This window comes from Streptomyces scabichelini, from assembly GCF_011045015.1.
GTDB classification, from domain to species: Bacteria; Actinomycetota; Actinomycetes; order Streptomycetales; family Streptomycetaceae; genus Streptomyces; species Streptomyces scabichelini.
In genome coordinates, this window is the sequence record NZ_JAAKZY010000305.1 from 1 (window position 1) to 10746 (window position 10746).

A 10746-nucleotide genomic window follows, 5' to 3' on the forward strand; every position below is an offset into this window, starting at 1 on the left:
GGGCGGGAGGCCGGGGCGAAGCGCCTGACGGCACCGAGCACGGGGATTCGGGCCCCCGTCGGCGGCCGGTCGCCGCCTCGCGCGCCTGCACCCGATCCCTCTGAGCCAAGGCCACGCTTGCCACCCGCCGACACGGAGCCCAAGCGGTCCAGGTTTCCGCCACGAACAGGCCAGCTGCCGACCGGCCTCACCAACTCCCGCTCCATGGCTACGCCTTGCGCCCCCACGCCGAGATCAGCGGTGCCGTGGCCAGGTCCATGTCGCCCGCCGTCACGTTCGCCAGGTGGCGGTCGATGTCCCGGTCCGTTGCGAGGCCCGCCGCGACGAGTTGGCCCCGGACCTGGCGGACCGTCGCGGATTCCAGGGCGGCGCAGGCCGGCGAGGTGATCGGGAAGTACGCGTCGGCCTCCACCCGTCGCAGTCCGGACTCGCGGAGCAGTCGCGGAAGCCGGCGCCCGTACCCGAGGTCGGCGCCACGCTCGGCGAGCAGTTGGCGGAAGGCCTGGCGCAGCCGGTTGGCCAGCTGCTGTTCGGGGCCGCGCTCGTCCGGCCAGAGCAGCGGTTGCAGCGCGGGGTCGGCGTCCTCGACCAGGAGCCATCCGCCGGGCCGCAGGGCCCTGGTCATCGACCACAACGCCCGTCCCCTGTCCGGCACATGGGTCAGGACGAGCCGGGCGTGCACCAGGTCGAAGCCGTCGCCCGGCGGCTCGTCCACACCGACGTCATGGACGTGGACCTCGACCGGCGGCCGGGTGGCCGAGGCCGCCCACGAGGTGTCGATGTCGGTCGCGACGACCCGTCCGGTGGGGCCGACCTTCTTGGCGAGCCAGGACACCACGGAAGTGCCGCCCGCGCCGACCTCCCAGCAGCGCCAGCCGGATCCGATGCCGAACCGCTCGATGTGGCGGAACGTCGTGGGGTCGAAGAGGGTGGCGAGGGCGTCGAAGCGCTGCCCCGCCTCGGTCTGCCGGTTGTCGAGGAGATACCCGTCGGTTCGCGTCATGCGGCGATCATCCCAGTTGTGAGGCTTGTCCGTAATGGGCGACGCTCCCGATGGTCACAACATCGCTCTCGACGCCTACGCGTCGCGCGCGCCGCGGCTCCGACAGCCGTCCACACCCTGCACTCACCGACGGGAGCGACAGCTTCCGGAGCGGAATATTCCGTTCCCACAGGCTTTCCCGGCCGTCGAAACATCCTGGCAGACTGGCCGCGGCAGGCGCAGAGTGCGGCGCCAGGAGTTCACGCGAGGAGATTCCGGATGTCGATGGCAGGGAATCTGCGGAAGGTCACGGGCCTGGGCAGGGTCGGCGGCTTGCGCAAGGTGGCGCGGTTGACACGGCGTCGTGCCCGTGTGGACCTGAGCCACCCGGCCCGGTCCCCGCTGGGCTCCGCGGTGGTGAACTGCGTGGCGTACGAGGACGGGACGAGAGTGCCCGGCGGCCGCGATCTCGTCGAGACGGTGGAACGGGTCCGCAAGGCCGGCGACGGCTTCGTCTGGCTCGGGCTGCACGAGCCGACAGAGGCGGAGTTCGCGGACATCGCCGAGCTCTTCGACCTGCACCCGCTGGCGGTCGAGGACGCGGTGGACGCCCATCAGCGCCCGAAGCTGGAGCGGTATGGCGAGACACTGTTCGCGGTGTTCAAGACGGTCTGCTACGTCGAGCACACCGAACTGACCGCGACCAGCGAGGTCGTGAACACCGGCGAGATCATGGTGTTCGCCGGCCACCACTTCGTGATCACGGTGCGGCACGGCCGGCACGGTTCGCTGGGCCCGCTGCGCGAGGAGCTGGAGGCCGACCCCCAGCAGCTCGCCAAGGGACCGGCCGCGGTGCTGCACGCGATCGCGGACCATGTGGTCGACGACTATCTGAACGTCACGGACGCGGTGCAGGCGGACATCGACCAGGTCGAGACGGATGTGTTCGCGGCGAACGGCGCGCGGGCCGATCCCGGGCGCATCTACCAGCTCAAGCGTGAACTCCTTGAACTGAAGCGGGCGGTGGTCCCTCTGAACCGCCCGCTCATGGATCTCGCCACCCGGCCGATACGGGTGGTCGATCCGGAGATACAGGCCTACTTCCGGGACGTCTCCGACCATCTGCTGCGGGCGACCGAGCAGATAGCCGCATTCGACGAACTGCTCAACTCGATCCTGCAGGCGCACCTCGCGCAGGTCAGTGTCGCGCAGAACGAGGACATGCGGAAGATCACGGCGTGGGCGGCGCTGATCGCCGTGCCGACGATGGTCTGCGGTGTGTACGGCATGAACTTCGAGCACATGCCGGAGCTGCACTGGAAGTTCGGTTACCCCTTGGCGCTCACGGTGATCGCCGCCGTGTGCTTCACCCTCTACCGGGGCTTCAAGCGCAACGGCTGGTTGTGACGCCGGTCGAGACACACCTCGTCCGGCACGGCCGGCCGGACGGGGCGCGTTCCCGGTGGCGGCGGGATCTCGGCGTCAGCGTGTCGTGCTCTTCGCGTAGACGCTCTCGGCCCAGTCCGCGAGCTGTTCGTCCGTCAGATGCGCGGCCAGATCGGCCTCGCTGATCATTCCGACCAGACGCTTGTTCTCGATCACAGGAAGGCGGCGGATCTGGTGCCCCTGCATTTCGCCGAGCACTTCGCTGACATCGGCGCTCGATTCGATCCAGCGCGGCGTGCCCTTGGCCATCTCGCCCGCCGTGACGCGTGTCGGGTCGTGGCCCATGGCCACACAGCCGACCACGATGTCGCGGTCCGTGAGAATGCCGCAGAGCCGTTCGTTCTCGTCGCTGATGGGCAGCGCGCCCACATTCAGCTCGCGCATCAGCTGGGCGGCGCGGTCAAGAGTCTCGTGGGCGGGGATCCACTGGGCACCGCGGTGCATGATGTCTCCGGCAGTGGTCATGAAGTACCTCCCGATGCCGGCGGGCCGGCGCGGCACGGGGACGCACCGCTAGTCCCGGCGCCCTACATTGTCGCCGGGTACGGGGAGATACGCACCCGGACGTTCCCGGCTTCCGGCGAACATGCCGGCGCCCCGTCCGCCATCAGGCGGAGAAGCTCACGACCCGCTGCGGGACGACTCGGATGATCAGAATAAAGGGGACGCACAGGCTCGCCCTCCGAGGTCAGCCATTCCATGCCGGATGGCGCGGGTCGTCCGCGCGCACCAGGACGTCGGCTGAGTCGCCCGGATCAGCGTCGCTCTCATAGCGCTCGTACGCGGGAAGCGTCCAGTGCTCGCTCTCGGGGGTGCGTCGGCGCAGGGCGCCCGGGGAGAGGCGTATGTGGACGGTGAGGTCGAACGGGAACCAGTGGCGAAGGAGCAGCGGTCCGTGCAGCAACAGCATGGCACCGGGCGGGAGTTGGACATAGGGGCTGCGGGTGGCGCGGTCGGCGACCGGGTCCCAGAGGTCGGGCAGGACGCGGCCGTCACCGTCGGGTTCCAGCGGTCCGAAGACCTCGCGCCACAGGGCACCGGTGTCGAACCAGCCGTCGTAGTACGCCTCCACGTCCTGGCGGCCGTGCTCGAACCGGAGTGAAGCGGGACGCAGGAAGCCTTCTGCGCCGACGACGAGAGCGGACCGGCCGCGGATGCGCAGGGCTTCGGCCACGCGTTCGGCAAGGTCACCGGGGCGAGCAGCCGGAGCCCCGTCGAAGGCGACGCGCGGCCAGGGGCTGCCGTCGTCCGGCTTCAGGTCGAGCAGCCGCTCGGTCAGGAGGTCGCCGAGCCGTTCCCAAGTGATCGCTTCGAGTCGCACACGGCCCATGATGCCGCGCGGGCGCGGGTGACCGTGGCGCGCCAGGTCACGGGATCACGGTCGGCCGGAGATCTCCTGGTGGGCGCGGTGCATGGCGGGCGGTGCGAGTCAGGAGACCGTCACGTTCCATGGCGCGAAGGATCTTGGCAACGCACAGTCGGCGTAAATATCGAGTCGGAGAACCGAGTCGGAGAGGGGGAATGAACCACGTATGGCGAGCAAGGCAACTCCCCAGCTCCGCAGTGGGCTTCTGGTCATGCAACCGCTCAGGAAAAGGCACTGTGCCGATTGCCGGTGCGGGCCGCTTGCGATGCTGGTGATGGAGGAGGGGGCGCCGCGGTGTCTCGACTGTACCGATCTCGGGCATCTGGTGTTCCTGCCGCGAGGGGACACGGCGCTGACGCGGAGGGCGCGTGAGGGGAGTGGGTTGTCGGCGGTGGTCGTGCGGTTCAACCGGCGGCGGAGTCGGTACGAACGGCAAGGGGTGCTCGTCGAGGAGCCGGCTCTCGTGTGGGCCGAAGAGCGGTGTCTGGCGGACGCGGAGGCGCGGCGGCGGCGCCGGGAACGGGAACGGGACGCACGGTACAGGGCCGCGGAGGATGTGCGGTTCACGGACGCCTTCGCGGCGGAGATCGGGCGGTTGTTTCCTGGCTGCCCGGTCGATCGGGTGCGCGCGATCGCCGCGCACGCCTCGGTGCGCGGCAGCGGGCGCGTGGGCCGCAGCGCAGCCGGGCGTGCGCTGTCCGAGGCCGCGGTGACCTCGGCGGTCCGCGCGGCGATTCGACACACGGACACCCCGTACGACCAGCTGCTCATGAGCGGGATATCACGCCACGAGGCCCGCCGCCGGATCGCCTCCGCGGTCGAAGCGACGCTCCAGGGCTGGCGTCTGCCTCCGGCGGTAAGGCGGGGTGCCCACGGGGGTGATGGGTGAGGTGCGTGGGCGGCTGCGGGTCCGTCGTGGTTGATCGCTCCCCCACTCTCGGCTTCGCTCGAGCGGGGGGACCCCCATCGCGGCGGAGCCGCACATTGATACAGCCCCGCGCCCCTGAAGCGGAGCGCAGACGCCCACGTATGCCCCCGAGTCCCTCAGCCATGGTGACCCTGCTCGTACAGGGTTTCACTTGTGGTGACAGGGAGTGCCGGGCAGGATCTTGGGTTCGGGCGCGTTCGGCCCGACGGTTCTGGGAGCGGTGCGCCGAGTTGCTGCCCAACGGGCTTGCTCTATGCGGGAGTTGCCATGATCGATGGACCGTACTTCGTGCTCACGGTACTCGGAGTGCTCGGCACCGGACTGGTGGCGGGAGTCTTCTGCGCGTTCTCGACGTTCGTGATGAAGGGCCTCGCCGCGCTGCCGCCGGCGCAGGGCGTCGCCGCGATGAAAGCGATCAACGTGACCGCGGTGACGCCGGCCTTCATGATCGTGTTCGTCGGGTCGGCGGTGCTGTGCGCTGTGCTCGCGGTGGTCACGTTCGTCCTGTGGCCCGACGAGGGCACGGTGGAGCTGCTGCTCGGCAGCGCGCTGTATCTGTTCGGCTGCTTCGGGGTCACGATGGTCGCGAACGTCCCGCGCAACGACAAGTTGGCCACCATGGACCCCGGCACCCGGGAGGCCGCCGCGTACTGGCCCTCGTACGTGAGCGAGTGGATGATGTGGAACCACGTCCGTATGGTCGCCTCCGCCGCCGCGGCGATCACGTACGTCCTGGCCCTGACCTGACGGGTATGCGTCCCCTGACCTGATGGGTATGCGTCCGCACAGCTCGCCGGTGCTCGCCTGAGGCGTGCGCGGCGCGGGCGACGTATCGTGGCGGGAAGAGTCTGCCGCAAGGCCCTGTGCCCCGGCCCCGGCCCGCCGCCCGGAGGTCGGCAGGCGTATGGGCCCCGTTCGCGTACGTGAGGGAAGACGGCCATGGCCGATCCCAAGGGTTTCCTCAACGCCTCCCGCGAGGACTGGCCGCGCCGCCCCGTCGAGGAACGGGTCCGCGACTGGGACGAGGTGTACGTCCCCGGCGCGCTGCTGCCCATCATCCGCACGCAGGCCGACCGCTGCATGGACTGCGGCATCCCCTTCTGCCACGAGGCCTGCCCGCTCGGCAACCTGATCCCCGACTGGAACGACCTGGTCTCACGCGACGACTGGCGCGCGGCGAGCGACCGCCTGCACGCCACGAACAACTTCCCCGAGTTCACCGGGCGGTTGTGCCCCGCGCCGTGCGAGGCGGGCTGCGTGCTGGCGATCAACCAGCCCGCGGTCACCATCAAGAACGTCGAGGTCGCCATCGCCGACCGCGCGTGGGAGGAGGGGTTCGCGCCGCCGCGACCGCCGGACCGGCTGTCCGGGCGTACGGTCGCGGTGATCGGCTCCGGACCCACCGGGCTTGCCGCGGCACAGCAGTTGACGCGGGCCGGGCACACCGTCGCCGTGTACGAGCGGGACGACCGGCTCGGCGGGCTCATGCGCTACGGGATACCCGCGTTCAAGATGGAGAAGCGGCACCTGGAGCAGCGGCTGGACCAGATGCGGGCGGAGGGAACCAAGTTCCGTACGTCGACCGCCGTCGGCCGGGACATCGACGCCGCCGAACTGCGGGCCCGTTACGACGCCGTCGTGCTCGCCATGGGAGCCACGGCCTGGCGCGAACTTCCCGTACCCGGGCGGGAGTTGGACGGCATACACCAGGCCATGGAGTATCTGCCGCTGGCCAACCGGGTGTGCGAGGGAGATTTGGAGACGTCCCCGCTGTCCGCCGCCGGCAAGCACGTCGTGATCGTCGGAGGCGGCGACACGGGGGCCGACTGCCTGGGCACGGCGGTGCGCGAGGGCGCGGCTTCCGTGACCCAGCTCGACATCTACGCGCAGCCGGGCACGGAACGCGACGAGGACACCGAGCCGTGGCCGACGTACCCGAAGATCTACCGCCTGTCGGCCGCGCACGAGGAGGCCCGCGACCTGAAGACGGCACCCGCGGCGAACGCCGACGCCCGGCTCTTCGCCGCGTCCACGCTCCGCTTCACCGGCGACGCGGACGGGCACGTACGCGCGCTGCACCTGGTCGAGGTCGACGCAGAGCGCCGCCCGATCACCGGTACCGGGCGCTCGCTCCCCGCCGACCTCGTGCTGCTCGCCCTCGGCTTCTCCGGCCCCGACCGCTCCGACGGCCTCGTCGACCAGCTCGGTCTCGCCCTCGACCCCCGTGGCACGATCGCCCGCGACAGGGACTTCGCGACCAACGTCCCCGGCGTGTTCGCCGCTGGGGACGCCGCGCGCGGCCAGTCCCTGATCGTGTGGGCCATCGCCGAGGGGCGGGCGGTGGCGGCCGCGGTCGACCGTCAGCTGACGGGGAGTTCACGGCTTCCGGCGCCGATAGGGCCGTACGACCGGCCGATGACGGTGTGAGACAGCAAGCTGGGACAACAAGCTGGTGTGAGACACCAGGATGGTGTGAGACGCCAGGATCAGCGCTCGTCCGTGCCCGCCACCTTCCCTGTCGACAACGCGATCCGGTTCCAGGTGTTGATCGTGAAGATCAGGGCCAGGACCTGGGCGAGTTCCTCCTCGTCGAACTGGGCGGCGGCCTGCGCGTAGACGTCGTCCGGGACACCGCCGTCGGCCACCAGCGTCACCGCCTCGGTCAGCGCGAGCGCCGCCTGTTCCCGCTCGGTGAAGAAGTGGCGGGCCTCGCGCCACACCGCGACCATGTGCAACCGGTCCTCGCTCTCGCCGGCCTTGCGGGCGTCGTTGGTGTGCATGTGGAGGCAGTACGCGCAGTGGTTGAGGTGCGAGGCACGGATCTGGATGAGTTCGACGAGGGCCGGGTCGAGCCCCTCGCGGGCGGCGGCGTCGAAGCCGATGAGGGCGCGGAAGGCCTTCCGGGCGGACTTCGCGAAGTCGAGGCGAACGTTTTCGGCCACCACGGCCTCGTTCTCAGCCTTCGCCACGTTCGTCGTGTTCGTCGTGTTCGTCGTGTTCGTCGTCATGACCATGAATCTACGGCCCGGAAAGACCCCCTATAGGGTTCATTTCCATGGCGGATTCGTGGGTCAATTCAGCGGAACGCATCGGCGCCGACCTGCATCTGGAACTGGAGCTGTCGGGCCCGGGCGGCCGTCGCGCCGCCCTCATCCGGGCCCTGCGTGAGGCCGTACGCAGCGGCCGTCTCGTCCCAGGCACCCGCCTCCCCCCGTACCGCTCGCTCGCCGCAGATCTCGGCATCGCCCGCAACACGGTCGCCGACGCGTACGCCGAACTCGTCGCCGAGGGCTGGCTGACCGCGCGCCAGGGCTCGGGCACCCGGGTCGCCGACCGCGCCGAACCGTTGGGCGCCCACGCGCGCGTACCCAAAAAGGCACCCCCACGCGCGCGTGGACCACGACACGACCTGCGGCAGGGGACACCGGACGCGTCGTCGTTCCCACGTGCCGCGTGGCTCGCGTCGTACCGGCGAGCGCTGAACGCCGCCCCCAACGAGGTCTTCGGCCCCGGTGATCCGGCGGGCCGCGCCGAGCTGCGGCAGGCGCTCACGGAGTACCTGGCACGCGCGCGTGGCGTACGCACGGAGCCGGGCCGGATCGTGATCTGCTCCGGCTTCGCCCACGCACTGCGACTCCTTTTCGGAGGCTTCGGAGGCACCGGCGGCGGGGTGCTGGGAGGGCCGCTGGCCGTAGAGGCGTACGGACTTGCCTTCCACCGCGAGTTGCTGGCGGCGGCGGGCGTACGGACGGTCCCGCTGCCCCTCGACGAAAACGGCGCCCAAGTCGAGGAGTTGAGCAAGGAGCGGGCCGTACTGCTCACGCCTGCGCACCAGTTCCCCACCGGCGGGCCCCTTCATCCCTCGCGACGCTCCGCCGTGATCGACTGGGCACGCGCGCGTGGCGGGGTGATTCTGGAGGACGACTACGACGGGGAGTTCCGCTACGACCGCAAGCCCGTGGGAGCCGTGCAGGGTCTGGACCCGGAGCGGGTCATCCACATCGGCTCGGTCAGCAAGAGCCTCTCGCCCGCGCTGCGGCTGGGCTGGATCGTCCTGCCGGAGCGGTACGTCGATGCCGTACTGGAGGCGAAGGGCGAGCGCGAGGCGTGGGCGAGCGTCCTGGACCAGCTGACGCTCGCGGACTTCATCGTCTCCGGGTCGTACGACCGTCATGTGCGGCGGATGCGGCAGCGGTACAGGTCGCGACGGGACCGTCTCGTCGCCGCGCTCGCCGCCCACGCGCCGCACATCGAGGTCACCGGCATCGCGGCCGGTCTGCACGCGGTGCTGCGGCTGCCGCCCGGAAGCGAGCAGGCAACGGTCCGGGCGGCGCGGTGGCAGGGGCTGGCCCTGGACGGGCTCGCGGAGTTCCGGCACCCGGAGGCGGCAGTGTCCACGCCGGACGGGCCGGACGCACCAGACAGGCCAGACGGGGCGGACGCACCAGACAGGCCGGACGGGCCGGACGGACTGGTCGTCGGGTATGCGACGCCTTCGGAACATGCGTACGGAGCCGCGCTGGACGCGTTGTGCGCGGCGTTGCCGTCCGGATAAGTGACCAAAAAGTGACCTTCTGCTGACATGAAGCACAACAGCGGTGGGATCATTGGCGTCAGGAGGCGTGTTGTTGCCGCGGCCGTACCCCGGCCGGGCAGGGACCCGCCCCCATCCTTCGTTCCGTCGTCAGGCGCAGGGCCACCCCCGCGCGTCCCCCCTGTTGGCGGCCGGTCCTGGGGGGTGCTCGATGACGACGATCGACGAACGTCACGAAGACGGTGCGCGCGACGGGGAAGAGCGGGGCTCGCGCCACGGCATCGGCGCGAGGCAGGGGCCGCGTGCCCCGGACACACTGCGCCCGAGCAGCACGATCAGCAGCCCTGCGGTCAACGGCCCTGCGTTCAACAGTCCCGAGGCGGTCGAGTCCCGCCTCGCCGAAGCCGTCCCCCTGAGCGATCCCCGTGCCGCGCGCATCCAGCTCGCCGGCTCCAAGGCCGCGCATCTCGCGCGCGCGTCGCGAGCCGGGCTGCCAGTACTGCCGGGATTCGTCCTGCCGCACGCAGGAGACACCCCGGTAACCACCGTACGTAGCGCGTGGCAGGAGCTCTCCGAAGACGGTGCCCGCCCCCTCGTGGTGCGTTCCTCGTCTCCGCAGGAGGACACGCAGGAATCGTCCCTGGCGGGCCAGTTCGCGTCCGTGCTCGACGTACGGGGCTGGCGGGATTTCCGTACGGCGGTAGGGACGGTTCTCGACTCGGCGCACCGCGTCGACGGCGCCGTCGCGCCCATGGCCGTGCTGGTGCAGCCGATGCTGACGGCCCGCGTCGGCGGGGTGCTGTTCGGGGCCGATCCTGTCGAAGGACGCGCCGACCGGATGCTGGTGAGCGCGGTGCGGGGCGGGCCCGACTCGCTGGTCAGCGGAGAACAGCCGGGTACGAACTACTGGTTGAGCCGCTGGGGCCGGGTGCTGCGGACCGAGCCGGAGGGGGCCGAACGGCTGCTCGGCCCGGCCGAACTGCACCGTCTCGCCCGGCTGGCCCGGCATGCGCGCCGGGTGTTCGGCGGGCCGCAGGACATCGAGTTCGGGTTCGACGAGGGCGGGCGGCTGTGGCTGTTCCAGAGTCGGCCCATCACGGCGATGGCGGCGCGGCCCGCACGCGGGGCACGGCTGCTGGGTCCCGGGCCGGTGGCGGAGACACTGCCCGATCAACTGGAGCCGCTGGAAGAGGACTTGTGGCTGGCGCCCATGGCGCGCGGGCTCGCCGCCGCGCTGGACATCGGGGGCAGCGCGCCCCGAAGGCAGCTGCGTGCGGTCCCGGTCGTCAGGGCGGTCGGCGGCCGGGCCGCGGCGGACCTGCGGCTGCTCGGCGCGGTGCCGCCCCGGTACCGGTGGCCGACGCTGCTCAACCCGGCGCCGGGCGCCCGCCGGTTGGGCGCCGCGTGGCGGGTCGGCCGGCTGACCTCGGCGCTCCCCGGCCTGGCGGTGGACCTCGTAGCGGACGTCGACCGCCACCTCGCCGAAACCC

Annotated in this window: 10 protein-coding genes; 6 read left to right on the forward strand and 4 right to left on the reverse strand. The window is 71.1% G+C overall.

Features of this window, described 5'->3' with window-relative positions; genetic code table 11:
• Positions 1-208 precede the first annotated feature (208 nt).
• Complete coding sequence (locus G5C60_RS46900) at positions 209-1003, reverse strand: methyltransferase domain-containing protein (RefSeq protein WP_165269784.1); 795 nt, start codon at positions 1001-1003, stop codon at positions 209-211.
• A gap of 258 nt (positions 1004-1261) precedes the next feature.
• On the opposite strand from G5C60_RS46900, the gene G5C60_RS46905 reads away from it, so the two are divergent.
• Positions 1262-2389 carry a magnesium and cobalt transport protein CorA gene (locus tag G5C60_RS46905; protein ID WP_165269786.1) on the forward strand — a complete coding sequence of 376 codons (1128 nt, stop codon included), beginning with the start codon at positions 1262-1264 and terminating at the stop codon, positions 2387-2389.
• Positions 2390-2464: 75 nt separating this feature from the next.
• Here the strand turns inward: G5C60_RS46905 and G5C60_RS46910 are convergent, their stop codons facing one another.
• Together G5C60_RS46910 and G5C60_RS46915 are read right to left on the reverse strand one after the other, a co-directional pair.
• The gene (locus tag G5C60_RS46910) at positions 2465-2893 is read right to left on the reverse strand and encodes a CBS domain-containing protein (RefSeq protein ID WP_165269788.1); all 429 of its coding nucleotides are present in this window, start codon (positions 2891-2893) and stop codon (positions 2465-2467) included.
• Between the two features lie 223 nt (positions 2894-3116).
• Positions 3117-3758: a nucleoside/nucleotide kinase family protein gene (locus G5C60_RS46915; RefSeq protein ID WP_165269790.1), complete on the reverse strand. Its 642-nt coding sequence runs from the start codon at positions 3756-3758 to the stop codon at positions 3117-3119.
• Positions 3759-3960: 202 nt separating this feature from the next.
• Here G5C60_RS46915 and G5C60_RS46920 point away from each other — a divergent pair, with 202 nt between their 5' ends.
• From G5C60_RS46920 to G5C60_RS46930, 3 genes are all read left to right on the forward strand, one after another.
• A complete protein-coding gene (locus G5C60_RS46920) occupies positions 3961-4683 on the forward strand; it encodes a DUF2293 domain-containing protein (protein WP_165269792.1) in 723 nt (240 codons plus the stop codon).
• Positions 4684-4989: 306 nt separating this feature from the next.
• Entirely contained in the window at positions 4990-5469 is a 480-nt protein-coding gene (locus G5C60_RS46925; RefSeq protein WP_165269794.1) for an anthrone oxygenase family protein, read from the forward strand.
• Positions 5470-5661: 192 nt separating this feature from the next.
• Positions 5662-7149, forward strand: a complete 1488-nt coding sequence (locus tag G5C60_RS46930) for a glutamate synthase subunit beta (RefSeq protein WP_165269796.1) — start codon at positions 5662-5664, stop codon at positions 7147-7149.
• Between the two features lie 59 nt (positions 7150-7208).
• Here the strand turns inward: G5C60_RS46930 and G5C60_RS46935 are convergent, their stop codons facing one another.
• Positions 7209-7736, reverse strand: coding sequence for a carboxymuconolactone decarboxylase family protein (locus tag G5C60_RS46935; RefSeq protein WP_420907479.1), 528 nt, complete (start codon positions 7734-7736; stop codon positions 7209-7211).
• A gap of 41 nt (positions 7737-7777) precedes the next feature.
• On the opposite strand from G5C60_RS46935, the gene pdxR reads away from it, so the two are divergent.
• The gene (gene pdxR / locus G5C60_RS46940; protein WP_165269800.1) at positions 7778-9277 is read left to right on the forward strand and encodes a MocR-like pyridoxine biosynthesis transcription factor PdxR; all 1500 of its coding nucleotides are present in this window, start codon (positions 7778-7780) and stop codon (positions 9275-9277) included.
• A gap of 190 nt (positions 9278-9467) precedes the next feature.
• On the forward strand, positions 9468-10746 hold a 1279-nt coding region (locus G5C60_RS46945), incomplete at its 3' end, for a PEP/pyruvate-binding domain-containing protein (protein ID WP_277611486.1).

What these genes read in the sequence shown, in the direction of transcription:
- G5C60_RS46900 (WP_165269784.1), bottom strand. Translation starts at nt 1,003, where the DNA reads ATGACGCGAACCGACGGGTATCTCCTCGACAACCGGCAGACCGAGGCG.
- G5C60_RS46905 (WP_165269786.1), top strand. Translation starts at nt 1,262, where the DNA reads ATGTCGATGGCAGGGAATCTGCGGAAGGTCACGGGCCTGGGCAGGGTC.
- G5C60_RS46910 (WP_165269788.1), bottom strand. Translation starts at nt 2,893, where the DNA reads ATGACCACTGCCGGAGACATCATGCACCGCGGTGCCCAGTGGATCCCC.
- G5C60_RS46915 (WP_165269790.1), bottom strand. Translation starts at nt 3,758, where the DNA reads ATGGGCCGTGTGCGACTCGAAGCGATCACTTGGGAACGGCTCGGCGAC.
- G5C60_RS46920 (WP_165269792.1), top strand. Translation starts at nt 3,961, where the DNA reads ATGGCGAGCAAGGCAACTCCCCAGCTCCGCAGTGGGCTTCTGGTCATG.
- G5C60_RS46925 (WP_165269794.1), top strand. Translation starts at nt 4,990, where the DNA reads ATGATCGATGGACCGTACTTCGTGCTCACGGTACTCGGAGTGCTCGGC.
- G5C60_RS46930 (WP_165269796.1), top strand. Translation starts at nt 5,662, where the DNA reads ATGGCCGATCCCAAGGGTTTCCTCAACGCCTCCCGCGAGGACTGGCCG.
- G5C60_RS46935 (WP_420907479.1), bottom strand. Translation starts at nt 7,736, where the DNA reads ATGGTCATGACGACGAACACGACGAACACGACGAACACGACGAACGTG.
- pdxR (WP_165269800.1), top strand. Translation starts at nt 7,778, where the DNA reads ATGGCGGATTCGTGGGTCAATTCAGCGGAACGCATCGGCGCCGACCTG.